General features: G+C 70.4%; 27 protein-coding genes. 16 read left to right on the top strand and 11 right to left on the bottom strand.

The window, feature by feature from the left end; genetic code table 11:
* Positions 1 to 45 precede the first annotated feature (45 nt).
* Complete coding sequence (gene pgi, locus B0675_RS35955) at positions 46 to 1,698, top strand: glucose-6-phosphate isomerase (RefSeq protein ID WP_081223780.1); 1,653 nt, start codon at positions 46 to 48, stop codon at positions 1,696 to 1,698.
* A gap of 185 nt (positions 1,699 to 1,883) precedes the next feature.
* Here the strand turns inward: pgi and pgl are convergent, their stop codons facing one another.
* From pgl to tkt, 5 genes are read right to left on the bottom strand one after another with little or no spacing between them, the layout of a single operon-like run.
* Positions 1,884 to 2,666: a 6-phosphogluconolactonase gene (pgl, locus tag B0675_RS35950; protein ID WP_081223779.1), complete on the bottom strand. Its 783-nt coding sequence runs from the start codon at positions 2,664 to 2,666 to the stop codon at positions 1,884 to 1,886.
* On the bottom strand, positions 2,663 to 3,787 hold the full coding sequence (gene opcA, locus B0675_RS35945; protein ID WP_081223778.1) for a glucose-6-phosphate dehydrogenase assembly protein OpcA: 1,125 nt from the start codon (positions 3,785 to 3,787) through the stop codon (positions 2,663 to 2,665). The genes pgl and opcA overlap by 4 nt, the downstream gene beginning before the upstream one ends.
* Positions 3,784 to 5,307: a glucose-6-phosphate dehydrogenase gene (gene zwf / locus B0675_RS35940; protein ID WP_081223777.1), complete on the bottom strand. Its 1,524-nt coding sequence runs from the start codon at positions 5,305 to 5,307 to the stop codon at positions 3,784 to 3,786. Before zwf ends, opcA begins: the two co-directional genes overlap by 4 nt.
* 4 nt (positions 5,308 to 5,311) lie before the next feature.
* Positions 5,312 to 6,430, bottom strand: coding sequence for a transaldolase (gene tal / locus B0675_RS35935; RefSeq protein WP_081223776.1), 1,119 nt, complete (start codon positions 6,428 to 6,430; stop codon positions 5,312 to 5,314).
* 34 nt (positions 6,431 to 6,464) lie between these two features.
* A complete protein-coding gene (gene tkt / locus B0675_RS35930; RefSeq protein WP_081223775.1) occupies positions 6,465 to 8,555 on the bottom strand; it encodes a transketolase in 2,091 nt (696 codons plus the stop codon).
* 355 nt (positions 8,556 to 8,910) lie between these two features.
* On the opposite strand from tkt, the gene B0675_RS35920 reads away from it, so the two are divergent.
* The 4 genes from B0675_RS35920 to B0675_RS35905 all read left to right on the top strand — a co-directional run bounded on the left by B0675_RS35920 (position 8,911) and on the right by B0675_RS35905 (position 12,390).
* The gene (locus tag B0675_RS35920) at positions 8,911 to 9,864 is read left to right on the top strand and encodes a heme o synthase (RefSeq protein ID WP_081223774.1); all 954 of its coding nucleotides are present in this window, start codon (positions 8,911 to 8,913) and stop codon (positions 9,862 to 9,864) included.
* Positions 9,865 to 9,955: 91 nt separating this feature from the next.
* Positions 9,956 to 10,312 carry a hypothetical protein gene (locus tag B0675_RS35915; protein ID WP_081223773.1) on the top strand — a complete coding sequence of 119 codons (357 nt, stop codon included), beginning with the start codon at positions 9,956 to 9,958 and terminating at the stop codon, positions 10,310 to 10,312.
* Between the two features lie 127 nt (positions 10,313 to 10,439).
* Positions 10,440 to 11,546, top strand: coding sequence for an amidohydrolase family protein (locus B0675_RS35910; protein WP_081223772.1), 1,107 nt, complete (start codon positions 10,440 to 10,442; stop codon positions 11,544 to 11,546).
* Positions 11,547 to 11,622: 76 nt separating this feature from the next.
* Entirely contained in the window at positions 11,623 to 12,390 is a 768-nt protein-coding gene (locus B0675_RS35905) for a nucleotidyltransferase domain-containing protein (protein ID WP_081223771.1), read from the top strand.
* Here the strand turns inward: B0675_RS35905 and B0675_RS35900 are convergent.
* The 4 genes from B0675_RS35900 to B0675_RS35885 are packed head-to-tail and all read right to left on the bottom strand — an operon-like array spanning position 12,377 to position 15,987.
* A complete protein-coding gene (locus B0675_RS35900) occupies positions 12,377 to 13,384 on the bottom strand; it encodes a COX15/CtaA family protein (protein ID WP_081223770.1) in 1,008 nt (335 codons plus the stop codon). The genes B0675_RS35905 and B0675_RS35900 overlap by 14 nt on opposite strands.
* Before the next feature lie 58 nt (positions 13,385 to 13,442).
* Positions 13,443 to 14,213 carry an ABC transporter permease gene (locus tag B0675_RS35895; RefSeq protein ID WP_081223769.1) on the bottom strand — a complete coding sequence of 257 codons (771 nt, stop codon included), beginning with the start codon at positions 14,211 to 14,213 and terminating at the stop codon, positions 13,443 to 13,445.
* On the bottom strand, positions 14,210 to 15,133 hold the full coding sequence (locus tag B0675_RS35890; RefSeq protein ID WP_081223768.1) for an ABC transporter ATP-binding protein: 924 nt from the start codon (positions 15,131 to 15,133) through the stop codon (positions 14,210 to 14,212). Before B0675_RS35890 ends, B0675_RS35895 begins: the two co-directional genes overlap by 4 nt.
* An 11-nt stretch (positions 15,134 to 15,144) precedes the next feature.
* Positions 15,145 to 15,987 carry an AAC(3) family N-acetyltransferase gene (locus tag B0675_RS35885; RefSeq protein ID WP_081223767.1) on the bottom strand — a complete coding sequence of 281 codons (843 nt, stop codon included), beginning with the start codon at positions 15,985 to 15,987 and terminating at the stop codon, positions 15,145 to 15,147.
* Positions 15,988 to 16,148: 161 nt separating this feature from the next.
* Here B0675_RS35885 and B0675_RS35880 point away from each other — a divergent pair, with 161 nt between their 5' ends.
* The 8 genes from B0675_RS35880 to B0675_RS35845 are packed head-to-tail and all read left to right on the top strand — an operon-like array spanning position 16,149 to position 22,764.
* Complete coding sequence (locus B0675_RS35880) at positions 16,149 to 16,892, top strand: metalloregulator ArsR/SmtB family transcription factor (protein WP_081223766.1); 744 nt, start codon at positions 16,149 to 16,151, stop codon at positions 16,890 to 16,892.
* A complete protein-coding gene (gene sufB, locus B0675_RS35875) occupies positions 16,889 to 18,310 on the top strand; it encodes a Fe-S cluster assembly protein SufB (protein WP_081223765.1) in 1,422 nt (473 codons plus the stop codon). Before B0675_RS35880 ends, sufB begins: the two co-directional genes overlap by 4 nt.
* Positions 18,311 to 18,370: 60 nt before the next feature.
* Positions 18,371 to 19,552, top strand: a complete 1,182-nt coding sequence (gene sufD / locus B0675_RS35870) for a Fe-S cluster assembly protein SufD (protein ID WP_081223764.1) — start codon at positions 18,371 to 18,373, stop codon at positions 19,550 to 19,552.
* Positions 19,552 to 19,875 carry a non-heme iron oxygenase ferredoxin subunit gene (locus tag B0675_RS35865; RefSeq protein WP_081223763.1) on the top strand — a complete coding sequence of 108 codons (324 nt, stop codon included), beginning with the start codon at positions 19,552 to 19,554 and terminating at the stop codon, positions 19,873 to 19,875. Before sufD ends, B0675_RS35865 begins: the two co-directional genes overlap by 1 nt.
* Positions 19,876 to 19,882: 7 nt before the next feature.
* A complete protein-coding gene (gene sufC / locus B0675_RS35860) occupies positions 19,883 to 20,656 on the top strand; it encodes a Fe-S cluster assembly ATPase SufC (protein ID WP_081223762.1) in 774 nt (257 codons plus the stop codon).
* Positions 20,653 to 21,924 (top strand): cysteine desulfurase, encoded by a 1,272-nt coding sequence (locus tag B0675_RS35855; RefSeq protein ID WP_081223761.1) that lies wholly within the window; start codon positions 20,653 to 20,655, stop codon positions 21,922 to 21,924. The genes sufC and B0675_RS35855 overlap by 4 nt, the downstream gene beginning before the upstream one ends.
* Before the next feature lie 16 nt (positions 21,925 to 21,940).
* The gene (gene sufU, locus B0675_RS35850) at positions 21,941 to 22,414 is read left to right on the top strand and encodes a Fe-S cluster assembly sulfur transfer protein SufU (protein WP_081223760.1); all 474 of its coding nucleotides are present in this window, start codon (positions 21,941 to 21,943) and stop codon (positions 22,412 to 22,414) included.
* Positions 22,411 to 22,764 carry a metal-sulfur cluster assembly factor gene (locus B0675_RS35845; protein ID WP_081223759.1) on the top strand — a complete coding sequence of 118 codons (354 nt, stop codon included), beginning with the start codon at positions 22,411 to 22,413 and terminating at the stop codon, positions 22,762 to 22,764. Before sufU ends, B0675_RS35845 begins: the two co-directional genes overlap by 4 nt.
* Before the next feature lie 117 nt (positions 22,765 to 22,881).
* On the opposite strand, the gene B0675_RS35840 is transcribed toward B0675_RS35845, so the two are convergent.
* A complete protein-coding gene (locus B0675_RS35840) occupies positions 22,882 to 23,973 on the bottom strand; it encodes an oxidoreductase (protein WP_143661137.1) in 1,092 nt (363 codons plus the stop codon).
* 147 nt (positions 23,974 to 24,120) lie between these two features.
* Here B0675_RS35840 and B0675_RS35835 point away from each other — a divergent pair, with 147 nt between their 5' ends.
* The 3 genes from B0675_RS35835 to dapD all read left to right on the top strand — a co-directional run bounded on the left by B0675_RS35835 (position 24,121) and on the right by dapD (position 26,167).
* Positions 24,121 to 24,441 (top strand): multidrug efflux SMR transporter, encoded by a 321-nt coding sequence (locus B0675_RS35835; protein ID WP_081223757.1) that lies wholly within the window; start codon positions 24,121 to 24,123, stop codon positions 24,439 to 24,441.
* Positions 24,442 to 24,511: 70 nt separating this feature from the next.
* On the top strand, positions 24,512 to 25,048 hold the full coding sequence (locus B0675_RS35830) for a TetR family transcriptional regulator (RefSeq protein ID WP_081223756.1): 537 nt from the start codon (positions 24,512 to 24,514) through the stop codon (positions 25,046 to 25,048).
* A 129-nt stretch (positions 25,049 to 25,177) separates the two neighbouring features.
* Positions 25,178 to 26,167, top strand: a complete 990-nt coding sequence (gene dapD / locus B0675_RS35825) for a 2,3,4,5-tetrahydropyridine-2,6-dicarboxylate N-succinyltransferase (protein WP_081223755.1) — start codon at positions 25,178 to 25,180, stop codon at positions 26,165 to 26,167.
* Between the two features lie 114 nt (positions 26,168 to 26,281).
* Here dapD and B0675_RS35820 read toward each other — a convergent pair whose 3' ends face one another.
* Positions 26,282 to 26,791: a hypothetical protein gene (locus B0675_RS35820; protein ID WP_081223754.1), complete on the bottom strand. Its 510-nt coding sequence runs from the start codon at positions 26,789 to 26,791 to the stop codon at positions 26,282 to 26,284.
* Positions 26,792 to 26,891: the final 100 nt, after the last annotated feature.

The following is a 26,891-nucleotide window of genomic DNA, read 5'->3' as shown; positions in this document are numbered from 1 at the left end:
CAAGGCAGGCAAGCGCATACGCAGGAAAGAAGGCGGAAGTCCCAGATGAACGCAGACAGCCGTACCCGGCTCAACCAGACACCCGAGTGGACCGCTCTCGCCAAGCACCGCGAGGACCTCGCGGACACCCACCTGCGGGACCTGTTCGCCGCCGACCCCGGGCGCGGCTCCGGCTACACGCTCCGGGTCGGCGATCTGCACATCGACTACTCCAAGCACCTGATCACGGACGAGACGCTCGCCCTGCTCCAGGAACTGGCGACCGCCACCGACGTGTTCGGGTTGCGGGACGCGATGTTCCGGGGCGAGAAGATCAACACGACGGAGGACCGGGCGGTGCTGCACACCGCGTTGCGGGCGCGGGCCGACGCGGTCGTGGAGGTCGACGGCGAAAACGTGGTGCCCGGGGTGCACGCGGTGCTGGACAAGATGGCCGCGTTCGCGTCGCGGGTGCGCTCGGGTGAGTGGACCGGTCACACCGGGCGACCGATCCGCAATGTGGTGAACATCGGGATCGGCGGCTCGGATCTGGGCCCGGCGATGGCCTACGAGGTGCTGCGCCCGTTCACCGACCGCGGGCTGACGGTGCGGTTCGTGTCGAACGTGGACGGCGCGGACCTGCACGAGGCGTTGCAGGGCCTGGACCCGGCGGAGACGCTGTTCGTGATCGCGTCGAAGACGTTCACGACGATCGAGACGATTACGAACGCGACGTCCGCGCGTGCGTGGCTGCTGGAGGGTCTGAAGGCGGGTTCGGAGGCGGTCGCCCGGCATTTCGTGGCGTTGTCGACGAACAGCGGCAAGGTCGCGGACTTCGGGATCGACACGGCGAACATGTTCGAGTTCTGGGACTGGGTCGGGGGCCGGTACTCCTTCGACTCGGCGATCGGCCTGTCGCTGATGATCGCGATCGGTCCGGACCGGTTCCGGGAGGTGCTGGACGGGTTCCGTCTGGTCGACGAGCATTTCCGTACGGCTCCGGCGGAGGCGAACGCGCCGTTGCTGATGGGCCTGTTGGGGATCTGGTACGGGAACTTCCACGACGCGCAGTCGCACGCGGTGCTGCCGTACTCGCACTACCTGTCCAGGTTCACGGCGTATCTGCAGCAGCTGGACATGGAGTCCAACGGCAAGTCGGTCGACCGTGAGGGCCGGCCGGTGGAGTGGCAGACGGGTCCGGTGGTGTGGGGGACGCCGGGCACCAACGGGCAGCACGCCTACTACCAGTTGATCCATCAGGGCACGAAGCTGATCCCGGCGGACTTCATCGGGTTCGCGAACCCGGTGGGTGAGCTGAGTGAGACGCTCAAGGCGCAGCACGACCTGCTGATGGCGAACTTCTTCGCCCAGACGCAGGCCCTCGCGTTCGGCAAGACGCCCGACGAGGTCCGTGCCGAAGGGGTCCCGGAGGAACTGGTCGCACACAAGACGTTCCGCGGTGACCATCCCACCACCACGATCCTGGCGGCCGAGCTGACGCCGTCCGTGCTGGGCCAGTTGATCGCCCTGTACGAGCACAAGGTGTTCGTCCAGGGCGCGGTCTGGAACATCGACTCCTTCGACCAGTGGGGCGTCGAACTCGGCAAGGTCCTCGCCAAACGCATCGAACCCGCCCTCACCGACGGCACCGAGGTCCCGGGGCTGGACGAGTCGACCCAGGCGCTGGTCGCCACGTACCGGGAGCTGCGGGGGCGTTGAGCCCACGGGCTGCATGAGGAGGACGCGGGAAGCGGGCGGTGGGAGTCCGCCCGCTGCCCGTACTCCGGCACCGACCCGCATCCGTACGGCCAACGGCCCGGCGGGAGGTGACGCCGGACACCGGAACGCCGAACGCCGGAGAAGCCTGGACGTTCGGCCTCTCCGGCGTTCGGCGTTCGTACCGGTCAGGGGGAGGCCGGCGGGTACAGGGAGCGCGGCAGCTGGGAGGCCGCCGCCGCGTCCAGCAGCCACAGGGTGCGGGAGCGGCCCTGGGCGCCCGCCGCCGGAGCCTGGATCTCACCCGCGCCGGACAGGGCGATGGCGGCCGCCTCCGCCTTGTCCTCGCCCGCCGCGAGCAGCCACACCTCGCGGGCGGAGCGGATCGCGGGCAGGGTCAGCGAGATGCGGGTCGGGGGCGGCTTGGGCGCGCCGTGCACACCGACCACCATCCGCTCCGTCTCCCGCACCGCGGGCAGCTCCGGGAAGAGCGAGGCGACGTGGGTGTCCGGGCCGACACCCAGCATCAGGACGTCGAACTCCGGCACCGTGCCGTGGTTCTCGGGCCCCGCGGCCTTGGCCAGCTCGGCCGCGTACGCCTCCGCCGCCGCCTCGACGTCGTCCCCGTGGGGACCGTCGGACGTGGGCATCGGGTGGACCCGTGCCGCATCCAGCGGGACCGCGTCGAGGAGGGCCGCGCGGGCCTGCGTGTCATTGCGGTCGGGGTCGCCCTCGGGGAGGTAGCGCTCGTCGCCCCACCACAGGTCGAGGCGTCCCCAGTCCACGGCGTCCCGGGCGGGCTGGGAGGCGAGCGCGGCGAGGAGGCCGTTGCCGTTGCGTCCGCCGGTGAGCACGATCGAGGCGTATCCGCGCGAGGCCTGCGCGTCCACGATCTTCGTGATCAGCCGGGCCGCCGCGGCCTGGGCCATCAGTTCCTTGTCTCGGTGGACGACGAGCTGCGGGGTGTTCACTCGGCGGCCGCCTTCTTCGCCGGGGCCTTCTTGGCGGTGGACTTCTTCGCCGCGGAGCCCGACGTCGCCTTCTTGGCCGTGGACGACGAGGCGGTCTTCTTCGCCGCCGGGGCCGCCGTGGACTTCTTGGCGGCCGGAGCCGTCTTCGTGGCCGTGGCCGTACCGCCCGAGGAGGCCTCCTCGGCGGCCGCGGCCTCCGCGTTCAGCCGGTCCACGCCGTAGCGCAGCGCCGAGGCGTAGGTGTCGTCCGGATCGAGGCGGCGCAGTTCCTCCGCCATCAGCTCGGCCGTCTCGCGGCGCTTGAGCGCCACCGCACGGTCGGGCTGGCCCTCGATGGAGAGGGTGGCGAGAGAGCCGTCGGCCCGGTCCAGGACGATCGGGCCGCAGCTCGTGTCCATCCGCACCGCGGTGAGACCCGGGCCGGCCGACAGCGAGCGCTTGACGGGGACGTCGAGCCGGTCCGCGAGCCACATCGCCAGCAGCTCGCAGCTCGGGTTGAACTCCTCGCCCTCCACCTCGACCGCGGACACGTCGCACACGACCTGGTCCAGGGCCGCGGCCAGCATCGAACGCCAGGGCGTGATGCGGGTCCAGGACAGGTCGGTGTCGCCGGGGGCGTAGGCGTCGGCGCGGGCGTTGAGCTCCCGGACCGGCGACTCCGCGGCGTAGGTGTCGGTCACGCGGCGCTGCGCGAGCGCGCCGAGCGGGTCCTTCGCCGGATCGAGCGGCGCGTTCACCGGCCACCAGGCGACGACGGGCGCGTCCGGCAGCAGCAGCGGCAGCACGACCGACTGGGCGTGGTTGAGGACCTCGCCGTACAGGCGCAGCACCACCGTCTCGCCGGTACCGGCCTCCGCTCCGAGCCGTACCTCGGCGTCGAGGCGCGACTTCGTGCGGTCCCGGGGCGAACGGGAGACGCGCTTGATGACCACGAGGATGCGCGAAGGGTGCTCGCGCGAGGCGTCGTTGGCGGCCCTCAGGGCGTCGTAGGCGTTCTCCTCGTCGGTGACGATGACGAGGGTGAGCACCATGCCGACGGCGGGGGCGCCGATTTCGCGGCGGCCCTGCACGAGCGCTTTGTTGATCTTGCTGGCCGTGGTGTCCGTGAGATCGATCTTCATGGGCGACGCCAGCTCCGTCCGTCTCGCTCGAGCATTTCGTCGGCCTCGACGGGACCCCAGGTGCCCGACGCGTACTGCGCGGGCTTGCCGTGCTTGTCCCAGTACTGCTCGATCGGGTCGAGGATCTTCCAGGACAGCTCGACCTCCTCGGTGCGCGGGAAGAGGTTCGAGTCACCGAGCAGGACGTCGAGGATCAGCCGCTCGTACGCCTCGGGGCTGGACTCGGTGAACGACTCGCCGTAGGCGAAGTCCATCGAGACGTCCCGGATCTCCATCGACGTGCCGGGGACCTTGGAGCCGAAGCGGACCGTGACGCCCTCGTCGGGCTGGACGCGGAAGACGATCGCGTTCTGGCCCAGCTCCTCGGTCGCCGTGTGGTCGAAGGGGGAGTGCGGGGCGCGCTGGAAGACGACCGCGATCTCGGTGACGCGCCGGCCGAGCCGCTTGCCGGTGCGCAGGTAGAAGGGGACGCCGGCCCAGCGGCGGTTGTCCACCTCGACCTTGATCGCGGCGAACGTGTCGGTCTTCGACTTGGGGTCGATGCCGTCTTCCTGGAGGTAGCCGACGACCTTCTCGCCGCCCTGCCAGCCCGCCGCGTACTGACCGCGGACCGTGTCCTTGCCGAGGTCCTTGGGCAGCTTGGCGGCGCCGAGCACCTTGGTCTTCTCCGCGGCGAGCGCGTCGGCGTCGAAGGAGGAGGGCTCCTCCATGGCGGTCAGCGCCATCAGCTGGAGGAGGTGGTTCTGGATGACGTCACGGGCGGCGCCGATGCCGTCGTAGTAGCCGGCGCGGCCGCCGATGCCGATGTCCTCGGCCATGGTGATCTGCACGTGGTCGACGAAGGACCGGTTCCAGATCGGCTCGAACATCGTGTTGGCGAAGCGGAGCGCCAGGATGTTCTGGACGGTCTCCTTGCCGAGGTAGTGGTCGATACGGAAGACCTGGTCCGGGGCGAAGACCTCGTGCACGATCGCGTTGAGCTCCTCGGCCGACGCGAGGTCGTGACCGAAGGGCTTCTCGATGACCGCGCGGCGCCAGGAGCCGTTCGCCTGGTCGGCCAGCTTGTGCTTCTTCAGCTGCTTGATGACCACCGGGAACGCGGACGGCGGCACCGACAGGTAGAAGGCGAAATTGCCGCCGGTGCCCTGTGCCTTGTCCAGCTCGTCGATGGTGGAGCGCAGCCGCTCGAAGGCCTCGTCGTCGTCGAAGGTGCCCTGGACGAAGCGCATGCCCTGCACGAGCTGCTGCCAGACCTCCTCGCGGAACGGCGTGCGCGCATGCTCCTTGACCGCGTCGTGGACCTCTTGCGCGAAGTCCTCGTCGGCCCACTCGCGCCGGGCGAAGCCGACGAGGGAGAAGCCCGGCGGCAGCAGACCCCGGTTGGCGAGGTCGTAGACCGCGGGCATCAGCTTTTTACGTGACAAATCGCCCGTGACGCCGAAGATGACCAGGCCCGACGGCCCCGCGATACGCGGGAGCCGTCGGTCTGCGGGGTCACGCAGCGGGTTGCTGCTCGACAAGGTTTCAGCCCTCCGAAGGGGCGAGGCGCTTGAGTTCCGCCTCGGTCGACTTGAGCAGGTCGTTCCAGGCCGCCTCGAACTTCTCGACGCCCTCGTCCTCGAGGAGCTGGACCACGTCGTCGTAGGCGATCCCGAGCTTCTCGACGGCGTCGATCTCGGCACGGGACTGGTCGTACGTACCGGCGACGGTGTTGCCGGTGATCCGGCCGTGGTCGTCGGTGGCCTCCAGCGTGGCCTCCGGCATGGTGTTCACGGTGTTGGGCGCGACCAGCTCGTCGACGTACAGGGTGTCCTTGTACGCCGGGTCCTTGACGCCCGTCGAGGCCCACAGCGGACGCTGCTTGTTGGCCTGCGACTTGTCCAGGGCGGCCCAGCGGTCCGAGGAGAAGACCGACTCGTACGCCTCGTAGGCGAGCCGGGCGTTCGCCAGGGCCGCCTTGCCGCGGGCGGCCTTCGCCTCGGGGGTGCCGAGGGCGTCGAGCCGCTTGTCGATCTCGGTGTCCACACGGGACACGAAGAAGGACGCCACGGAGTGGATCTTCGACAGGTCCAGGCCGCGCTCCTTGGCCTTCTCCAGACCGGCCAGGTAGGCGTCCATGACCTCGCGGTAGCGCTCCAGCGAGAAGATCAGCGTGACGTTGACGCTGATGCCGAGGCCGATGACCTCGGTGATCGCCGGCAGACCCGCCCTGGTGGCCGGGATCTTGATCAGGGTGTTGGGACGGTCCACCAGCCAGGCGAGCTGCTTGGCCTCGGCGACGGTCGCGTGGGTGTCGTGCGCCAGGCGCGGGTCGACCTCGATCGAGACCCGGCCGTCCTGGCCGCCCGTCGCGTCGAAGACGGGCCGCAGGATGTCGGCGGCGTCCCGGACGTCCGCCGTCGTGATCATGCGGATGGCCTCCTCGACGGTCACCCTGCGGGCCGCGAGGTCGGACAGCTGCTGGTCGTAGCCGTCGCCCTGGGAGATCGCCTTCTGGAAGATCGACGGGTTGGTGGTGACGCCCACGACGTGCTGCTGGTCGATCAGTTCCGCGAGGTTGCCGGACGTGATCCGCTTGCGGGACAGGTCGTCCAGCCAGATCGCGACGCCCTCCTCGGAGAGGCGCTTGAGTGCGTCTGTCATGGAAATTGCATCTCCTACGTGTCGTATGTCGGCGTCAGCGCTGGGCTGCTGCTGCGATCGATTCACGGGCGGCGTCGGCGACGTGCTCGGCAGTGAAGCCGAACTCGGCGAACAGCGTCTTGGCGTCCGCCGAAGCGCCGAAGTGCTCCAGCGAAACAATCCGTCCGGCGTCCCCGACGAAGCGGTGCCAGGTGAGACCGATACCGGCCTCCACCGAGACACGCGCCTTCACCGACGGCGGCAGGACGCTGTCCCGGTACCCCTGGTCCTGCTCGTCGAACCACTCCACGCAGGGCATGGACACGACCCGCGTGGGAACGCCCGCTGCCTGGAGACGCTCACGCGCCTCGACGGCCACATGCACCTCGGAGCCGGTGCCGATGAGGATGACCTCCGGCGTGCCGCCCTCGGCCTCGAACAGCACGTACCCGCCCTTGGCGGCGTCCTCGTTCGCGTCGTAGGTCGGCACACCCTGACGGGTCAGCGCGAGGCCGTGCGGGGCACCCTTGCCGTACACCTTCGTGTAGCGCTTGAGGATCTCGCGCCAGGCGATCGTGGTCTCGTTCGCGTCCGCGGGACGGACGACGTTCAGGCCCGGGATGGCGCGCAGCGAGGCGAGGTGCTCGACCGGCTGGTGCGTCGGGCCGTCCTCGCCGAGGCCGATCGAGTCGTGCGTCCACACGTACGTCACCGGCAGGTGCATCAGGGCCGACAGGCGGACCGCGTTGCGCATGTAGTCGGAGAACACCAGGAAGGTGCCGCCGTAGACACGCGTGTTGCCGTGCAGCGTGATGCCGTTCATCTCCGCGGCCATGGAGTGCTCGCGGATGCCGAAGTGGATCGTGCGGCCGTACGGGTCGGCCTCCGGGAGCGGGTTGTCCGCCGGGAGGAACGAGCTGGTCTTGTCGATCGTGGTGTTGTTCGAGCCGGCCAGGTCGGCGGAGCCGCCCCACAGTTCGGGGATGACCGGGCCGAGCGCCTGCAGCACCTTGCCGGACGCGGCGCGGGTGGCGACGCTCTTGCCCGTCTCGAACGAGGGGAGGTGCTCCTCCCAGCCGGCGGGCAGCTCGGTCGCGGCGATGCGGTCGTACTCGGCCGCGCGCTCCGGGCTGGCGGTGCGCCAGGCGGCGAAGCCCTTCTCCCACTCGGCACGGGCCTCACGGCCGCGGTCGAGCGCCTGGCGCGTGTGCGCGAGGACCTCGTCGGCGACCTCGAAGGACTTGTCCGGGTCGAAGCCGAGGACGCGCTTGGTGGCCGCGACCTCGTCGTCGCCGAGCGCCGAGCCGTGCGCGGCCTCGGTGTTCTGCGCGTTCGGCGCGGGCCAGGCGATGATCGAGCGCATCGCGATGAACGACGGCCGGTCCGTCACCTTCTTCGCGGCCTCGATGGCGTCGTAGAGGGCGTTCGGGTCGAGGTCGCCGTCCGGCTTCGGGGCGACCCGCTGGACGTGCCAGCCGTACGCCTCGTAGCGCTTGACGGTGTCCTCGGAGACAGCGGTCTCCGTGTCGCCCTCGATCGAGATGTGGTTGTCGTCCCACAGCAGGATCAGGTTGCCCAGCCGCTGGTGCCCGGCCATCGAGGACGCCTCCGCGGAGATGCCCTCCTGGAGGCAGCCGTCACCGGCGATGGCGTAGACGAAGTGGTCGAACGGGGACTCGCCCTGCGCGGTCTCCGGGTCGAACAGGCCGCGCTCGTAACGGGAGGCCATCGCCATGCCCACGGCGTTGGCGACACCCTGTCCGAGGGGACCGGTCGTGGTCTCCACCCCGGGGGTGTGCCCGTACTCCGGGTGGCCCGGCGTCCTGCTGCCCCACGTCCGGAAGGCCTCGAGGTCCGCCAGCTCCAGGCCGAACCCGGCGAGGTAGAGCTGGGTGTAGAGGGTCAGGGACGAGTGGCCCGCGGACAGCACGAAGCGGTCACGCCCCACCCAGTCGGGGTCCGCCGGGTCATGCCGCATCACCTTCTGGAAGAGGGTGTACGCGACGGGCGCGAGGCTCATGGCCGTACCGGGATGGCCGTTTCCGACCTTCTGTACGGCATCGGCGGCCAGGACGCGGGCGGTGTCGACAGCCCGCTGGTCCAATGCGGTCCACTCGAGGTCTGTGGTGGTCGGCTTGGTGCTCACCCTGGGTCAGGGCTCCTCTCCACATGTCACACATGTCGAATTGCCGGTGCACTGGGCGCCCCGGCCGTTGTCGAGCCTACCCCCGTAAGTACGTGCGTTTTTTCGAGTCATTCCAGACTGCCGGGACTCTTCGGGATCCGCCTCCCGACCGGTCCGTTCCCTGTTCGACACGTGAATACGGAGCCGCTCGTCCGAGTGCTCAATCGAGTGGCGACCGGCTCTTCCAGCGGCACCTCCCAACACGAGCGCACCCCCGCGAATGCCGGGGTCTGGGCAACGTCTACAGTGGCGTGGTACGCGCGAGCCTTTACGGGGAGTTCACACCCCGGGGCTTGCTGGGATGTCTCTGTCAGGGGTGTGCGTGACGGCCGTCGAATCCCGTCCAGCCGGTGTGCTCGGGACGAGCAGCAGCCGGGGTCAGCGGCCATTCGGGGCCCGTGTCAAAGCGTTCGTGGCGCTGACGAAGCCGCGGATCATCGAACTGCTGCTGATCACCACCGTTCCAGTGATGTTCTTGGCCCAGCAGGGCGTACCCGACCTGAAGCTGGTGCTCCTCACCTGCCTCGGCGGCTACCTCTCCGCGGGCGGCGCCAACGCGCTCAACATGTACATCGACCGCGACATCGACGCCCTCATGGAGCGGACCTCGCAGCGGCCACTGGTCACCGGGATGGTCAGCCCCCGCGAGTGCCTCGCCTTCGGCCTTTCGCTGGCCGTCGTCTCGACACTGCTGTTCGGACTCACCGTCAACTGGCTGTCCGCCTGGCTGTCGCTCGGAGCGCTCCTCTTCTACGTCGTCGTCTACACGATGATCCTCAAGCGCCGTACGTCGCAGAACATCGTCTGGGGCGGCATCGCTGGCTGCCTTCCCGTGCTCATCGGCTGGTCGTCGGTCACCGACTCCCTGTCCTGGGCGCCGGTCATCCTCTTCCTCGTCATGTTCTTCTGGACGCCGCCGCACTACTGGCCGCTGTCGATGAAGGTGAAGGACGACTACGCGCGCGTGGGCGTTCCGATGCTGCCGGTGGTCGCCAGCAACAAGGTCGTCGCCCGCCAGATCGTCATCTACAGCTGGGTGATGGTCGCGGTCTCCCTGCTGCTCACCCCGCTCGGCTACACCGGCTGGTTCTACACCGTTGTCGCGCTCGGCGCGGGCGGGTTCTGGCTGTGGGAGGCGCACGGCCTGCAGAACCGGGCCAAGTCCGAGGTCACGGGCGGCAAGCTCAAGGAGATGCGGCTCTTCCACTGGTCGATCACCTACGTGTCGATCCTCTTCGTCGCCGTCGCCGTGGACCCCTTCCTGCGGTAGGCACCTTCTCCGTCCGACGGGCGGGGTGCGTGGTCAAGGCCACGCACCCCGCCCGTCGCCGTTTGATCTACCCGTCGGTAGCATCCTGCCCATGGCAGACACCGAGCAGATCGACGAGACCCCCGGCACCGCCCAGGACCCCAAGGCCGAGCGCGTGGCCGCCCGGCTCGGACGCGAGATCGGCGCCTTCGCCAAGGCGCACGGCGGGGCCGAGGCGCAGATCGCGTACATCGGCGAGCGCGGCGCCCGCATCGTGCTCGTCGGCGAGGACGGCGGCTGGGGCGACCTCGTGGCGCCGAGCGTCGCCGTCGCGGAGGACGCCGTGAAGAAGGCCGGCGTCACCGTGCACGAGGCGTTCGACGGGGAGTTCGCGGCCAAGGTGAAGACGGGCCCGTACGAGTGGAAGCGCATGGCCGGCATCCAGCTCGGCGGACCCTCCGACGGATGACCCGTCACCCGTCGCACGGACGGCCGACAACCGTCGGCCGTTCGCACGGGGTGTGCGCGACCAACACCTGACACCCGCTTCACCCGTTAGGACCTGAAAAGGAACGGTCCAGTCGCGGGGAGTCCGGATGATCGAAACGCCGTCCCTGGTGGACCAGTACTGCCACGGCGTACTGCGGACGGAGCTGGGCCTCGGCACGTTCGAGGCCCACCTCGCCAGAACCGAGGGGCCCCCGGCCCCCGGCACCACCTTCTTCGACACGCAGACCGGCTTCGCCGTGCGCCGCTGGTGCCCGCCCCTGCTCGGGCTGGAGCCGCACTGCACGCCGGCCCGCTATCTGGCCCGGCGTCGCGAACTCGGCGTTCTCGAATCGGGCCGCAGGCTGCTGCGCGGCAGCGGCATCACCACGTACCTCGTCGACACCGGGCTGCCCGGAGACCTGACCGGCCCGGGCGAGATGGCCTCCACCGGCGCGGCCGGGGCGCACGAGATCGTCCGCCTGGAACTGCTCGCCGAACAGGTCGCCGACACCTCCGGAACCGTCGAGTCCTTTCTCGCCAACCTCGCCGAGTCCGTCCACGGAGCCGCGGCCAACGCCGTGGCCTTCACCTCGGTCGCCGGGGTGCGGCACGGCCTGGCGCTGGCGCCCGAACCACCGGGACCCGGCGAGGTCCGCGGGGCGGCGGGCCGCTGGCTGGCGGGCCGCCGGGTGGGCGGCCCGCTCTCCGATCCCGTCCTGCTGCGCCATCTGCTGTGGATCGCGGTCGCCTCGGGCCTGCCGCTGCAACTGCACGCCGGACTGGGCGAGCCCGGCGTGCGCATCGACCGCACCGACCCGGTCCTGCTCGCCGACTTCGCCCGCGCCACCGCGGGACTCGGCACCGACCTGGTCCTGCTGCACGGCTACCCGTACCACCGGCACGCGGCGCACCTCGCCGGGGTCTTCCCGCACGTGTACGCCGATCTGGGCGCCGCGCTGGTCCGCACCGGCGCGAGGGCGGCGGCGGTCCTCGCCGAGATCCTGGAGCTCGCCCCCTTCGGCAAACTGCTCTTCTCCAGCGGCGCCCACGGCCTGCCCGAACTCCACGTCATCGGGGCCCGCCTCTTCCGTGAGGCGCTCGCCCGTGTCCTCGGCACCTGGGTCGCGGAGGGTGCATGGTCGCTGGCCGACGCCCAGCGCGTCGCCGGCCTGATCGCCGCGGGGAACGCCCGGCGGGTGTACGCCGTGGAGTGAGGCCGGGGCCCTGCTCCGCCGCGCCCCGCTGGAAGGCGCCCTTCACCGGGGCGCCGCCCGGGCCCAGACTGTGCGGATGACCGACGACGCCACGGCCCGACTGCTCGACCGGTTCCTCCGCGAGTTGCGCGTCCTGGACCCGGTCGCCGTCTGGGCGCACGGCTCACTGGCCGGCGGGGACTACCGCGAGGGGCGCAGCGACCTCGACCTCATCGCCGTACTGGAGGGTGATCCCTTCCGGCTGCCCACCGCCCGCGCGGTGATCGGGCTGCACCGGCGGCTGCGGGCGGCGGAACCACTGGCCCGCGGACTGCACTGCAGCTACCTGACACCCGCGACGGCGGCCGACGCCGAGCGGTCGCACCTGACCTGGGCGCACGACGGTCCGACGAGGCGGCCGGTCACCCCGGTCACCCGCTGCGAGCTGCACACCTTCGGGCGCGTCCTGCACGGCTCGCCCCCGGCGGGACTGCTGCCGCCCGTCTCCCCGAGCGAGCTGAGGGCCTTCGTGGTCCGGGACCAGAAGGAGTTCTGGCGTCCCGCCGTGGACAAGGCGCGGCTGTGGCGGCAGGACGTGTGGGTCGACCTGGGCACGATCACGTACGCGCGGGCGACGGCGACACTGCGCGACGGGCGACTGATCACCAAGCAGGAAGCACTCGGCCTGCTTCCCGGGCTCGGTGCTCCCCAGGACGTCGTCGACGACATCACAGGACGCCGCTACGGGGAGCCCGGACCGGCCGACCCGGCCTGGCGGGACCGCCGGGCCGGACGCACGAGAAGCTACCTGGGGCCCGCCATCGACTCCCTCGTGGCGGCCCACGACACCGCTACGCGCGCGTGAGGGCCGATTCCGTCGCCGGGCCCGGGACGTCCGCCACTATCTCCGGGCGTTCGCGCAGGGCCAGCAGGACGCGCACAACCCCGATCCACACGAGGCAGGAGCCGAGCATGTGGACGGCGACCAGCGCCTCGGGCAGGTCGGTGAAGTACTGCACGTAGCCGACGACGCCCTGGGACAACAGGATCAGGAACAGGTCCCGGGTGCGGTGCAGCGGGCCGCGGGGCGCGTCGACCGCCTTGAGGACGAACCAGAGCGCGAACGTCAGCGTCACCACGATCCACGCCAGCACGGCGTGCAGCTTGGCGACGTTCTCCCAGCTCACGTGCATCCGGTCGACCTCGCTGGAGTCGCCCGCGTGCGGACCCGCGCCGGTGACGACCGTGCCGACCGCGATCAGCAGGACGGCCGCGACCACCAGGCACCAGACGAGCTGCTGCACCGCCCCGCCGACCAGCGGACGCGGCGCGCCGTCGCCCTCGCGGGTGCGCTGCCACATGAGGGCGGCGACCGTGATCAGAGCGGTGGACAGCAGGAAGTGGGCGGCGACCGTGTAGGGGTTCAGACCGACCAGGACGACGATGCCGCCGAGCACCGCGTTGCTCATGACGATCCAGAACTGCGCCCAGCCGAGCCGGGTCAGGCCGCGTCGCCACGGCTTCTGCGAGCGGGCGGCGACGATCGCCCAGCCGACGGCCGCGCACAGCACGTACGTCAGCATGCGGTTGCCGAACTCGATGGCGCCGTGGAAGCCCATCTCGCTGGTCGCGGTGAGCGAGTCGTCGGTGCACTTGGGCCAGGTCGGGCAGCCGAGGCCGGAACTGGTGAGCCGGACGGCACCGCCGGTGACCACGATGACGACGGACATGACGAGCGCGGCGAGCGCCGCGCGCCGCACCGTGCGGGTCGTCGGGGTCCAGCGTTCGGCGATGAAGGCGAGCGGGTTGCGCACCGCGCTGAGGGCGTCGGCTCGGGTCAGGTTCGGCACGCGCACCATCGTAGGGGGCTGCTTGTGCACGCTTTCACGAGGGTCCGGTTCACCGGAGTCCACCCGATTACTCCCAGCGGAAGAACTTCCCGGCCGCGCCGAGCCCGAGGACCGCCCAGACGGCCAGGATCCCCAGGTCGGCCCAGGGCATCGAGGCACCGTGCTGGAGCACGTCCCGCAGACCGTCGGAGAGCGCCGAGATGGGCAGCAGACCCAGGACGTCCTGGACGCCGGCCGGGAACTTGTCCATCGGCACGATCACCCCGCCGCCCACCAGGAACAGCAGGAACACCAGGTTGGCGGCGGCCAGCGTCGCCTCGGCCCTGAGCGTGCCCGCCATCAGCAGTCCGAGCCCCGAGAAGGCCGCCGTGCCGAGGACCAGCAGGAGGAGCACGGCGAGCGGGTTGCCGTGCGGCGACCAGCCCAGCGCGAAGGCGATCACGGTCAGCAGGATCACCTGGAGGATCTCCGTGACCAGGACCGCCGCCGTCTTCGCGGTCATCAGGCCCCAGCGGGGGAGCGGCGAGGCCGCCAACCGCTTCAGGACGCCGTAGCGGCGCTCGAAGCCCGTGGCGATCGCCTGTCCGGTGAACGCCGTCGACATCACGGCGAGCGCCAGGACGCCCGGCGTGAGGAAGTCGACCGCCTCGCCCGCGCCGGTGTCGACGATGTCGACCGTGCTGAACAGCACGAGCAGCAGGGTCGGGATGATCACCGTGAGGAGCAGCTGCTCGCCGTTGCGGAGCAGCATCCTCGTCTCCAGCGCGGCCTGCGCGCCGATCATCCGCGGCAGCGGCGAGGCCCCGGGCCTCGGGGTGTACGTACCCGCGGTGGTCATGAACGCAGCTCCTTGCCGGTCAGCTCAAGAAAGACGTCCTCGAGCGTGTGGCGTTCCACCGAGATCTTCTCCGGCATCACGCCGTGCTGGGCGCACCAGGACGTCACCGTCGCCAGCAGTTGCGGGTCGACCTTGCCGCCGACCCGGTAGGCGCCCGGGGTCAGCTCGGCCGCCGTGCAGTCCGCCGGGAGCGCCTTGAGCAGGGAGCCCACGTCGAGGCCGGGCCGGCCGCCGAAGCGCAGGGTGTTCTCGGCGCCGCCGCGGCACAGCGCCTCGGGCGAGCCCTGGGCGATGACCTTGCCGGCGTCGATGATCGCGACGTCGTCGGCGAGCTGCTCGGCCTCGTCCATGTAGTGCGTGGTGAGGATGACGGAGACGCCGTCGGACCGGAGGTCGCGCACGAGGTCCCAGGTGGCGCGGCGGGCCTGCGGATCGAGGCCCGCGGTCGGCTCGTCCAGGAAGACCAGCTCGGGCCGCCCGACGACCGCCATGGCGAGCGCGAGGCGCTGCTGCTGGCCGCCCGACAGCCTCCGGTACGTCGTCCGCCCGCAGCTCTCCAGGCCGAGCCGCTCGATGAGGGCGTCCACGTCCAGCGGGTGGGCGTGCAGCTTCGCCACGTGGCGGAGCATCTCGTCCGCGCGGGCGCCGGAGTAGACCCCGCCGGACTGGAGCATCACGCCGATGCGGGTGTGCAGCTCGCCCGACTGCCTGACCGGATCGAGACCGAGGACGCGCACTGTGCCGGAGTCCGGCTTGCGATACCCCTCGCAGGTCTCGACCGTGGTCGTCTTCCCGGCGCCGTTGGGTCCGAGTACGGCGGTGACACCCGCCGAGGCCACCAGGTCGAGGCCGTCCACCGCGGTCTTCGTGCCGTACCGCTTCACCAGGGCCTGGACCTGGACCACGGGCTCGCTTCGCATGAGGCGCAAGTCTAGGGACGCCGCCGGGACCCGGAGCCGCCGGGGGCGGAGGCCACCTCGACGTACAGGTCCCGCGGCCGGTGCAGGGGCAGCCAGCGCTCCGCGTACGCCACCGCCTCGGCCACCGGGAACAGCCGGGCGGCGGCCGCCCCCACAGTGCCCCGGACGACCGGACGGTCCCGCTCGAAGTCGGCGCCCAGCTCCGCGAACAGCTCGGAGGTGATCGACACCTCGCGCACGGTCCGCCAGCCCTCGGGCGTCGGGCGTCCGACCTCCACGACGGGGGAGGGCACCCGGTACTCGGCCAGATGGAAGCTGGTGCACGTGTCGTAGCCCGCGCCGAGGAGCAGGACGCGGGCGCCGCCGGCCTCCAGGCGGGCCAGCGGGCTGCGCTCGCCGAGCCGGCAGTCGGGGGCGTGCCCCTCGATGATCCGCGCCGCGCCCGGGCCGAGTGCCGCGAACGAGGTCTCCGGGTGGGCGCTGCGCAGGGCGCCGGGCCAGGTCCGGACGGTCTCGGGTATCACCCCGACACCCCGGGAGGGCGTCACCCGGGGGTCGTAGGCGGGCATGGTCGCCCGGATGGTCGGCCACCAGTCCTCGGGAACCGGCGGATTGCTCCACAGGGCCGGGTCCGAGAGGTCGCCCGACTGCGTCGGGACCACCAGCGTTCCGTCCGGACCGAGCGCGTCGAGCAGTCCTTGGACCAGGGCGACGGGCCCGCCGTTGACCCATCCGAGGGAACTGAGCGAGGAGTGCACGAGGAGCGTCTCGCCCGCGCGTACGCCGAGGGTGCGCAGGTCCGCGGCCAGGGTGTCCCGGGTGACGAGTGGGCCGGTCGGAGGGGGTGTCGACATGGTTCCGGAGTCTCCCCGAGAGGGGGGCCCGGCGCCACCGAATTGATCGATCAAAGATCGTTTGCGCAGGTCACCTTAGGTATACCTAAGTGATGCAGCGCACCGTCCCTCGTGAGGGGAGCGGGTTGTCAGGCTCTGAGGAATTACGCAACAATGGTGTTGTGAAATACGTTGGCGAGGCTCGGGAGACCCCCACGGGGGCCCCGCAGGAGGAGCTCGCGACCGGAGAGCGCTCGACGCGCAACCGGGTCGCGCGATCCATCCTGGACCACGGCCCGTCGACGGTGACCGACCTCGCGGGACGGCTGGGACTGACCCCGGCCGCCGTGCGCCGTCACCTCGACGCGCTCGTCGCCGACGATGTCGTGCAACCGCGCGAACAGCGGGTCTACGGAGCGCGCACGCGCGGCCGGCCCGCCAAGGTGTTCGCCCTGACCGACTGCGGCCGCGACGCCTTCGACCAGTCCTACGACAAGCTCGCCGAGGACGCCCTGCGCTGGATCGCCGAGCGCGAGGGCGGGGACGAGGCCATCCTGTCCTTCGCCCGCGCCCGGATCGCCGCGCAGGCCGAGGTCTACCGCGAGGTCATCGAGGCCGCGCCGCCCGCGGAGCGCACCGAAGCCCTGGCCAGGGCCCTGAGCGCCGACGGGTACGCTGCTACGGCGCGCAGCGCACCGGTCGGGGAGCAGCTCTGCCAGCACCACTGCCCGGTCGCTCACGTCGCCGAGCGGTTCCCGCAGCTGTGCGAGGCGGAGACGGAGTTCTTCTCCCAGCTGCTCGGCACGCACGTCCAGCGACTGGCCACGATCGCCCACGGCGACGGGGTGTGCACGACGTTCATCCCCAAGATTTCCCACACAGCTCACAACGCATCTGCAAGCACGGCCGGGAGGAACCCCGCATGACGCTCCCCACGGAGACTGCTCACCCCGAACTCGAGGGCCTGGGCAAGTACGAATACGGCTGGGCCGACTCCGACACGGCCGGCGCCTCTGCCAAGCGCGGCATCAACGAGGACGTCGTCCGTGACATCTCCGGGAAGAAGAGCGAGCCGGAGTGGATGACCAAGCTCCGCCTCAAGGGCCTGCGCCTCTTCGAGAAGAAGCCCATGCCCAACTGGGGTTCGGACCTCTCGGGCATCGACTTCGACAACATCAAGTACTTCGTGCGCTCCACGGAGAAGCAGGCGGAGTCCTGGGAGGACCTGCCCGAGGACATCAAGAACACGTACGACAAGCTCGGCATCCCGGAGGCGGAGAAGCAGCGCCTCGTCGCCGGTGTCGCCGCGCAGTACGAGTCCGAGGTCGTCTACCACCAGATCCGCGAGGACCTGGAGGAGCAGGGCGTCATCTTCCTGGACACCGACACCGCTCTCAAGGAGCACCCGGAGCTCTTCAAGGAGTACTTCGGCACGGTCATCCCGGTCGGTGACAACAAGTTCGCCTCGCTGAACACGGCCGTGTGGTCCGGCGGCTCCTTCATCTACGTGCCGAAGGGCGTGCACGTCGAGATCCCGCTCCAGGCCTACTTCCGTATCAACACGGAGAACATGGGCCAGTTCGAGCGGACGCTGATCATCGTCGACGAGGACGCCTACGTCCACTACGTCGAGGGCTGCACGGCGCCGATCTACAAGTCGGACTCCCTGCACTCCGCGGTGGTCGAGATCATCGTGAAGAAGGGCGCCCGCTGCCGCTACACGACCATCCAGAACTGGTCGAACAACGTCTACAACCTGGTCACCAAGCGCGCCGTGGCGTACGAGGGCGCGACCATGGAGTGGATCGACGGCAACATCGGCTCCAAGGTCACCATGAAGTACCCGGCCGTCTACCTGATGGGCGAGCACGCCAAGGGCGAGACGCTGTCGATCGCCTTCGCGGGCGAGGGCCAGCACCAGGACGCCGGCTCCAAGATGGTCCACATGGCGCCGAACACCTCCTCGAACATCGTGTCGAAGTCGGTGGCGCGCGGTGGCGGCCGTACGTCCTACCGCGGTCTCGTCGAGATCGGTGAGGGCGCGCACGGCTCGAAGTCCAACGTGCTGTGCGACGCGCTGCTCGTCGACACCATCTCCCGCTCGGACACCTACCCCTACGTGGACGTCCGCGAGGACGACGTGTCCATGGGCCACGAGGCGACCGTCTCCAAGGTCTCCGAGGACCAGCTCTTCTACCTGATGAGCCGCGGTCTGACGGAGTTCGAGGCGATGGCGATGATCGTGCGCGGCTTCGTCGAGCCCATCGCCAAGGAGCTCCCCATGGAGTACGCCCTGGAGCTCAACCGGCTGATCGAGCTGCAGATGGAGGGCTCGGTCGGCTAGACCGGCCCGCCCACCAGCAGCCAGCGAAACCTGACGTAGGAAGAGAGCAGACCGACAGCCATGGCTGAGGCCCTTAACATCCCGGTGGGATCCACCACCGCCGGACAGATCGCGGTGGCCGCCGAGTCGACCGTCGCCACGCGCATGAGCGCGCCCCCGTCCTTCGACGTGGCGGACTTCCCCGTCCCCCACGGCCGCGAGGAGGAGTGGCGGTTCACCCCGCTGGAGCGCCTGCGCGGGCTGCACGACGGCACCGCGGTCGCCACCGACGGTGCCGTGAAGGTCGCCATCGGCACCCCCGACGGTGTCACCGTGGAGACCGTCGGGCGTGACGACGAGCGGCTCGGCAGGGCGGGGACCCCCGTGGACCGCGTGGCCGCGCAGGCCTACGCGTCCTTCGACAAGGCCTCCGTCGTGACCGTCCCCAAAGAGACGGTCCTCACCGAGCCGATCCGGATCGTCGTGCACGGCGAGGGCGGCACCGCCTACGGACACCAGGTCGTCGAGCTGGGAGCCTTCGCCGAGGCCGTCGTCGTCATCGACCACACCGGTGACGCGGTCCTCGCCGCCAACGTCGACTACATCCTCGGCGACGGCGCCAAGCTGACGGTCGTCTCCGTCCAGGACTGGGACGACAAGGCCGTGCACGTGGGCCAGCACAACGCCCTCATCGGCCGCGACGCGACCTTCAAGTCCTTCGTGCTCACCTTCGGCGGCGACCTCGTCCGGCTGCACCCGCGGATCGCCTACGCGGGCACCGGCGGCGAGGCCGAGCTGTTCGGCCTCTACTTCACCGACGCCGGCCAGCACCAGGAGCACCGCCTCCTGGTCGACCACAACACCCCGCACTGCAAGTCCAACGTCATGTACAAGGGCGCGCTGCAGGGCGAGGGCGCCCACGCGGTGTGGATCGGCGACGTCCTCATCGAGGCCGCCGCCGAAGGCACGGACACCTACGAGATGAACCGCAACCTGGTTCTGACCGACGGTGCCCGCGTCGACTCCGTGCCCAACCTGGAGATCGAGACCGGCGAGATCGTCGGCGCCGGCCACGCCTCCGCGACCGGCCGCTTCGACGACGAGCAGCTCTTCTACCTGATGGCCCGCGGCATCCCGGCCGAGGACGCCCGCCGTCTGGTGGTCCGCGGCTTCTTCGCCGAACTGGTCCAGCAGATCGGCGTCGACGACATCGAAGAGCGCCTTCTCGCGAAGATCGACGAGGAGCTGGAGGCGTCGCTCTGATGCCCGGCACCTTCGTGCGCGCCTGTGGGCTGAGCGAGCTGGAGGAGGACACCCCGAAGCGGGTGGAACTCGACGGCACGCCGGTCTCGGTCGTGAGGACCGAGGGGGAGGTGTTCGCGATCAACGACATCTGCTCGCACGCGAACGTCTCGCTCTCCGAGGGCGAGGTGGAGGACTGTCAGATCGAGTGCTGGCTGCACGGTTCCGCCTTCGACCTCCGCACCGGCAAGCCGTCCGGCCTTCCCGCGACGCGCCCCGTCCCCGTATACCCCGTACAGATCGAAGGGGACGACGTGCTCGTCTCCCTCAACCAGGAGTCCTGAGGAACCCATGGCAACGCTTGAAATCCACGACCTGCACGTCACCGTCGAGGCCGACAACGCCACGAAGGAGATCCTCAAGGGCGTCGACCTGACCGTGAAGCAGGGCGAGACGCACGCCATCATGGGCCCCAACGGCTCGGGCAAGTCGACTCTCGCCTACTCGCTCGCGGGTCACCCCAAGTACACGATCACCGGCGGCACCGTCACGCTCGACGGCGAGGACGTCCTGGAGATGTCCGTCGACGAGCGCGCCCGCGCCGGCCTGTTCCTGGCGATGCAGTACCCGGTCGAGATCCCCGGTGTCTCCGTCTCCAACTTCCTGCGCACCTCCGCCACCGCCGTCCGCGGCGAGGCCCCCAAGCTGCGGACGTGGGTGAAGGAGGTCAAGGAGACCATGGAGCGTCTCTCCATGGACCCGGCCTTCGCCGAGCGCAACGTCAACGAGGGCTTCTCCGGCGGTGAGAAGAAGCGCCACGAGATCCTCCAGCTGGAGCTGCTCAAGCCGAAGATCGCGATCCTCGACGAGACCGACTCCGGTCTCGACGTCGACGCCCTGCGTGTCGTCTCCGAGGGCGTGAACCGCGTGCGCGAGTCGGGCGAGGTGGGCACCCTGCTCATCACCCACTACACGCGCATCCTGCGCTACATCAAGCCCGACTTCGTCCACGTCTTCTCCGGCGGCCGCATCGTCGAGTCCGGCGGCGCCGAGCTCGCCGACAAGCTGGAGAACGAGGGCTACGAGTCGTACGCACTCGACGCGAAGGGTGGCGTATCCGCGTGACACAGCTGCCGGGCCTCCTCACCGAGTCCAATCTTCTTGGCGAGGCGATCCGCAAGGACTTCCCCATCCTGGACCGACAGGTCCACGACGGCCGGAAGCTCGTGTACCTGGACAACGCGGCGACCTCGCAGAAGCCGCGTCAGGTGCTGGACGCCCTCAACGAGTACTACGAGCGCTACAACGCCAACGTCCACCGCGGTGTGCATGTGCTCGCCGAGGAGGCCACGGCGCTGTACGAGGGTGCGCGCGACAAGGTCGCCGCGTTCATCAACGCGCCGAGCCGCGACGAGGTGATCTTCACCAAGAACGCCTCCGAGTCGCTCAACCTCGTGGCCAACATGCTCGGCTGGGCCGATGAGCCCTACCGCGTCGACCACGAGACCGAGATCGTCATCACGGAGATGGAGCACCACTCCAACATCGTTCCGTGGCAGCTGCTGTCGCAGCGCACCGGCGCGAAGCTGAAGTGGTTCGGCCTCACCGACGACGGCCGTCTCGACCTGTCGAACATGGACGAGATCATCACCGAGAAGACGAAGATCGTCTCCTTCGTGCTGGTGTCGAACATCCTGGGCACCGTGAACCCGGTCGAGGCGATAGTGCGCCGCGCCCAGGAGGTCGGTGCGCTGGTCCTGATCGACGCGTCGCAGGCCGCCCCGCACATGCCGCTCGACGTGCAGGCCCTCCAGGCCGACTTCGTGGCCTTCACCGGCCACAAGATGTGCGGCCCGACCGGCATCGGTGTCCTGTGGGGACGCCAGGAGCTCCTCGAGGACCTCCCGCCGTTCCTCGGCGGCGGCGAGATGATCGAGACCGTGTCGATGCACTCGTCGACGTACGCGCCGGCGCCGCACAAGTTCGAGGCGGGTACCCCGCCGATCGCGCAGGCGGTCGGTCTGGGCGCGGCGATCGACTACCTCTCGTCGATCGGCATGGACAAGATCCTCGCCCACGAGCACGCCCTCACCGAGTACGCGGTGAAGCGGCTCGCGGACGTCCCCGACCTGCGGATCATCGGCCCCACGACGGCCGAGGACCGCGGCGCGGCGATCTCGTTCACGCTGGGCGACATCCACCCGCACGACGTGGGCCAGGTCCTCGACGAGCAGGGCATCGCGGTCCGGGTCGGTCACCACTGCGCCCGTCCGGTCTGCCTGCGGTACGGAATTCCTGCGACCACGCGAGCGTCGTTCTATCTGTACTCCACGCCGGCCGAGATCGACGCTCTGGTCGACGGTCTGGAGCACGTACGGAACTTCTTCGGCTGAGGGGCTGGCTGAGAACGTGAAGCTGGATTCGATGTACCAGGAAGTCATCCTGGACCACTACAAGCACCCGCACGGGCGCGGTCTGAGGGACGGCGACGCCGAGGTGCACCACGTCAACCCCACCTGCGGTGACGAGATCACACTGCGGGTGAAGTACGACGGCGAGCGGATCGAGGACATCTCGTACGAGGGTCAGGGCTGCTCGATCAGTCAGGCCTCGGCCTCCGTACTGAACGACCTCCTCGTCGGCAAGGACGTCACCGACGCGCAGAAGATCCAGGAGACCTTCCTGGAGCTGATGCAGTCCAAGGGCCGGATCGAGCCCGACGACGCCATGGAGGAGGTGCTGGAGGACGCGGTCGCGTTCGCCGGTGTCTCCAAGTACCCGGCTCGGGTCAAATGCGCCCTCCTGAGCTGGATGGCGTGGAAGGACGCGACGGCCCAGGCGCTGGGCGACGAGCCCGAGAAGGCTGTGAGGAAGACGGCATGAGCGAGAACACTGTGACATCGGGCGAGAGCCTGACGACGAAGCCGGCCTCGGAGGAGGAAGTCCGCGAGGCGCTGTACGACGTGGTCGACCCCGAGCTGGGCATCGACGTGGTCAACCTCGGCCTCATCTACGGCATCCACATCGACGACGCGAACATCGCGACCATCGACATGACCCTGACGTCGGCGGCCTGTCCGCTCACCGACGTCATCGAGGACCAGGCCAAGTCCGCCACGGACGGCCTCGTCAACGAACTGCGCATCAACTGGGTCTGGATGCCGCCGTGGGGCCCGGACAAGATCACGGACGACGGCCGCGAGCAGCTCAGGGCGCTCGGCTTCAACGTCTGAGACCCCGGAACCGCGCGGGTCGGCTGCTCCGGCAGTCCGTCCGTCCCGTACTCCGGTACGTCGCAAGGGGCGGCACCTTCGGGTGCCGCCCCTTCGCGTGTTCCCGGGGTCAGGTGCCTACACCGGGGGAGTGGCGGGTGTGGCGGCCACGCGGGCCAGGATGTCCGCGAGGCCCTCCCGGCGGATGCGCCGGTCGATGTAGAGCAGGGTCGTCACCAGCGGCAGGAAAACGGCCGACAGGAGCTGGGTCAGGAACGTCGTGGCCAGCGTGACCGCCAGATAGGGCATCAGGTCAGGCAGCACGTCGTGGAACAGCTCCGCGGCGTCCGCCGGAGGCGCCGCCGCGGGGTCGTAGGAGGAGAAGACCGGCATCGTGAACATGAACGGCATCCGCACCAGCGAGGCCAGCGTCGTCACGATGACCAGGCCGAGCAGCGAGACGCCGAACGTGCGCCACCAGGCCCCGCGCACCAGCCGTACGGACCGCCGCATCGCCGTCACCGGCGAGGCGTCCTCCAGGACGGCGGCGGAGGGGGCGAACGAGAACAGCACGTACAGCCAGACCGCCGCCGCGGCGGAGGCGGGCGCGAGCAGGAAGAAGAGCACGGCGGGCAGCGACGACCCGGACGACAGGGCGATCGTGACGGCGAAGAGGACCACGCCGACGACGAGGGGGAGCAGCACGGCCAGGCCCGACAGGACCGTCACGCCGAGCACCGACGGGATCCGCCGCCGCGCACGCTGCCACACCGCGGCGACCCGGGCGCGCCGGCCGAGCACCGCCTCGTGCAGGGTGGCCACGCAGGCGGCCTGGACCACGGCGTTGGCCAGCGGCATCGTCAGCACGGCGAGGGCCCAGACGAGGCCGAACGCCGCCAGCACGGGCCGGACGTCCGACCAGTGCGTCGTGCCGTGCCCGTCGGTGAGCCGGTGGACGTGGTCCGCCACCGCGCTGTAGGCGAAGGCGCCGGCGCCGGCCAGGATGACCCCGAGCCCCAGGTTGACGAGGCCGGCCACCCCGAACAGCGGCTTCGCGTAGCGGCCCATCGTGGTGAAGGCGCCGCTGAGGACCGAGTCCACCCCCAGCGGGGCCAGCGGTATCACGCCCGGCTTGGGCGGCGGTGGCGGCGGTGTCCAGCCCCAGCCGCCCGGCGCACCGGCATACGGCCCCTGCGGCCCTTGAGGTCCCCACCCGGATCTGTCCGACATACCTCGTGTGCTCCATCGTCCCGGGAGTCCGCGCGACTCCGCCCCCACTGTGATCGCGAACGATATCCGCTGGTGCGCGCGGCGCCCACGGGATTGATGGACCTGACATGTGTACGGGTGTACGCGTCGATGTGTACTCTTGTACGCATGGGATACGTACTGCTCGCCGGAGCCATCGCGGCGGAGGTCGGCGCGACCACCGCGATGAAGTACACGGAAGGCTTCAGCAGGCTCTGGCCCTCGCTGCTGACCGTCCTCGGATACGTCATCGCGTTCGCACTGCTCGCCCAGACCCTGAAGACCATCTCCGTCGGCACGGCCTACGCGATCTGGGCCGGCGTCGGCACCGCCGCCATCGCCGCGATCGGCGCACTGTTCCTCGGCGAGGGACTCACGGTCGCGAAGGCGGGCGGCATCGTGCTGATCATCGGCGGGGTCGTCCTGCTCAACCTGGGCGGCGCGCACTGATGGCCGCGCGGACGGCTTCGCGCTCCGCCGATTCCGGGGTCGCGTCGGGCCCCGCGGACGGCGGCCGCTGATGGCCCGGCGGTACGACCCGGAGCGGCGTCAGCGGATCATCGACGCGGCGATCCGCGTCGTCGGCGCCAAGGGCATCGCGGGGCTCAGCCATCGCTCCGCCGCCGCCGAGGCCGACGTACCCCTCGGCTCCACCACCTACCACTTCAAGACCCTCGACGAGCTGCTCGTCGCCGCGCTGCGCCAGGCGAACGAGGGCTTCGCCAAGGTCCTCGCGGCGCGCGGTGCCCTGGAGGACACCCGTACCGACCTGGCCGCCGAACTCGCCGGGCTGATCGGCGAATGGCTGGCGGGCGACCGCACCGGCGTGGAGCTGGAGTACGAGCTGTATCTCGCGGCTCTCCGCAGGCCCGCCCTGCGCCCGGTCGCCGCCGAGTGGATCGACAGCCTCGTCGAACCACTGTCCCGGCGCACGGATCCGGTGACCGCGCGCGCACTCGTCGCCCTGCTGGACGGCATCTGCCTCCAGGTCCTGCTGACCGGCACGTCCTATGACGAGGGGTACGCGCGCGAGGTGCTGGCGCGCGTCCTGCCCTGAGGACGCGCGGTCCGTCGCGACGACGCCGACGCGTGCGGTGGGGACCGCGGTGCCGGTGGCGCGCCCGGTACCTGAGACACCCCCCGGACCGGTTCGCCCGGGCGGGCCACGCCACGTTAGGTTTCACCCATGACCGACACGACTGCTTCTCGTACCACCGGCGCCGTCGCCGCCGGGCTCGCCACCCTCACCGCCGACGGCAGCGTTCTCGACACCTGGTTCCCCGCGCCCGAACTGTCCGCCGAGCCCGGCCCGGCGGGCACCGAGCGGCTGTCCGCCGAGCGGGCCGTCGAACTGCTCGGCGAGGGCGCCGCCCAGGCGATCGGCCCGGACGCCCGCCGCGGTGTCGAGGTGGTCGCGGTCCGTACGGTCATCGCGTCCCTCGACGACAAGCCGCTCGACGCGCACGACGCCTACCTGCGCCTGCACCTCCTCTCGCACCGCCTGGTCAAGCCGCACGGCCAGAACCTGGACGGCCTGTTCGGCCTGCTCGCCAACGTCGCGTGGACCTCGCTCGGCCCCGTCGCCGTCGACGACATCGAGAAGGTCCGGCTGAACGCCCGCGCCGGCGGCCTGCACCTCCAGGTGACCTCCATCGACAAGTTCCCGCGCATGACGGACTACGTCGCCCCGAAGGGCGTCCGGATCGCCGACGCCGACCGGGTCCGTCTCGGCGCGCACCTCGCCGAGGGCACGACGGTCATGCACGAGGGCTTCGTCAACTTCAACGCGGGCACGCTCGGCACCTCCATGGTCGAGGGCCGCATCTCCGCCGGTGTCGTGGTCGGCAACGGCTCGGACATCGGCGGCGGCGCGTCCACCATGGGCACCCTGTCGGGCGGCGGCAACGTCCGCATCACCATCGGCGAGCGCTGCCTCGTCGGTGCGGAGGCGGGAGTCGGCATCGCCCTCGGCGACGAGTGCGTCGTCGAGGCCGGTCTCTACGTCACGGCCGGCACGCGCGTGACGATGCCCGACGGAGAGATCGTCAAGGCCCGTGAGCTCTCCGGCGCCTCGAACATCCTGTTCCGCCGCAACTCGGTCACCGGCAAGGTCGAGGCCCGCCCGAACAACGCGGTGTGGGGCGGCCTGAACGAGGTGCTGCACAGCCACAACTGACGACCGGTCACCGGCAGGCTGCCGGTGTCGCACGGTGTGCGGTCGAGGCCCTTCCGCGGGTGCGGGAGGGCCTCGACCGTGTCCGGGGGCCGCCCCCTGGTACCGCCCGTTCTCCTACGCCCCGGCGTCCAGAGCGGCGGCGAAATCCCGCAGGGCGTCGAAGTCGTCGTCGCGCAGGCCCAGTCGGGGGTTCACATGCCGCAGCAGGGCGGGCGCGGGATGCCGGGCGGCCACGAACTCCCCGTCCGCCGGGCTCTGTTCGTCGTCCACCCAGGCGAACGGGCGGCCCTTCGCGTACTCCACGATGCGTTCCGTCTTCCAGTGGACGCCGTCGGAGCGCTCGACGAACAGGGCTCCCGCGAAGTCGACGTAGGGCAGCTCGGGGAGGCCGACGACGGGGGCGATCCAGCGGTTGGCGGCGTCCATCCACGTGGTCGCCCAGCACAGGTCGTAGCCGAGACCGAGCAGCACGCTGCCATGGTCCGGGTGCAGCCAGACACGCAGCGGCCGACCCGGCTCCAGGGCCGCCCGGATCGTGGTGTACCCCTCGGGCCGGCGTTCCTTCTGGGCCGCGAACGGGTTGAGGGGGCCGTCGACGTCGAGGAACAGCAGGGGGCGGTTCACCTCGACACGGTACGACAGGGACGAGGTCGTCCTTCGGGAATGTCGCGCCGAGCGCGGGCCACGAGCCCGTTGGATCCCCCGCCGTGGACGGGTCCCGGAA

Origin of the sequence: Streptomyces sp. M41(2017) (assembly GCF_002078175.1) — a bacterium.
In the GTDB taxonomy this organism is placed as follows: domain Bacteria; phylum Actinomycetota; class Actinomycetes; order Streptomycetales; family Streptomycetaceae; genus Streptomyces.
Note: the sequence above shows the minus strand (reverse complement) of the source record. Positions and strands in the feature narration are given on the sequence as shown.

What these genes read in the sequence shown, in the direction of transcription:
- pgi (WP_081223780.1), top strand. Translation starts at nt 46, where the DNA reads ATGAACGCAGACAGCCGTACCCGGCTCAACCAGACACCCGAGTGGACC.
- opcA (WP_081223778.1), bottom strand. Translation starts at nt 3,787, where the DNA reads ATGAAGATCGATCTCACGGACACCACGGCCAGCAAGATCAACAAAGCG.
- tal (WP_081223776.1), bottom strand. Translation starts at nt 6,430, where the DNA reads ATGACAGACGCACTCAAGCGCCTCTCCGAGGAGGGCGTCGCGATCTGG.
- B0675_RS35915 (WP_081223773.1), top strand. Translation starts at nt 9,956, where the DNA reads ATGGCAGACACCGAGCAGATCGACGAGACCCCCGGCACCGCCCAGGAC.
- B0675_RS35910 (WP_081223772.1), top strand. Translation starts at nt 10,440, where the DNA reads ATGATCGAAACGCCGTCCCTGGTGGACCAGTACTGCCACGGCGTACTG.
- B0675_RS35905 (WP_081223771.1), top strand. Translation starts at nt 11,623, where the DNA reads ATGACCGACGACGCCACGGCCCGACTGCTCGACCGGTTCCTCCGCGAG.
- B0675_RS35900 (WP_081223770.1), bottom strand. Translation starts at nt 13,384, where the DNA reads ATGGTGCGCGTGCCGAACCTGACCCGAGCCGACGCCCTCAGCGCGGTG.
- B0675_RS35895 (WP_081223769.1), bottom strand. Translation starts at nt 14,213, where the DNA reads ATGACCACCGCGGGTACGTACACCCCGAGGCCCGGGGCCTCGCCGCTG.
- B0675_RS35890 (WP_081223768.1), bottom strand. Translation starts at nt 15,133, where the DNA reads ATGCGAAGCGAGCCCGTGGTCCAGGTCCAGGCCCTGGTGAAGCGGTAC.
- B0675_RS35885 (WP_081223767.1), bottom strand. Translation starts at nt 15,987, where the DNA reads ATGTCGACACCCCCTCCGACCGGCCCACTCGTCACCCGGGACACCCTG.
- sufB (WP_081223765.1), top strand. Translation starts at nt 16,889, where the DNA reads ATGACGCTCCCCACGGAGACTGCTCACCCCGAACTCGAGGGCCTGGGC.
- sufD (WP_081223764.1), top strand. Translation starts at nt 18,371, where the DNA reads ATGGCTGAGGCCCTTAACATCCCGGTGGGATCCACCACCGCCGGACAG.
- B0675_RS35865 (WP_081223763.1), top strand. Translation starts at nt 19,552, where the DNA reads ATGCCCGGCACCTTCGTGCGCGCCTGTGGGCTGAGCGAGCTGGAGGAG.
- sufC (WP_081223762.1), top strand. Translation starts at nt 19,883, where the DNA reads ATGGCAACGCTTGAAATCCACGACCTGCACGTCACCGTCGAGGCCGAC.
- B0675_RS35845 (WP_081223759.1), top strand. Translation starts at nt 22,411, where the DNA reads ATGAGCGAGAACACTGTGACATCGGGCGAGAGCCTGACGACGAAGCCG.
- B0675_RS35840 (WP_143661137.1), bottom strand. Translation starts at nt 23,973, where the DNA reads ATGTCGGACAGATCCGGGTGGGGACCTCAAGGGCCGCAGGGGCCGTAT.
- B0675_RS35835 (WP_081223757.1), top strand. Translation starts at nt 24,121, where the DNA reads ATGGGATACGTACTGCTCGCCGGAGCCATCGCGGCGGAGGTCGGCGCG.
- B0675_RS35830 (WP_081223756.1), top strand. Translation starts at nt 24,512, where the DNA reads ATGGCCCGGCGGTACGACCCGGAGCGGCGTCAGCGGATCATCGACGCG.
- dapD (WP_081223755.1), top strand. Translation starts at nt 25,178, where the DNA reads ATGACCGACACGACTGCTTCTCGTACCACCGGCGCCGTCGCCGCCGGG.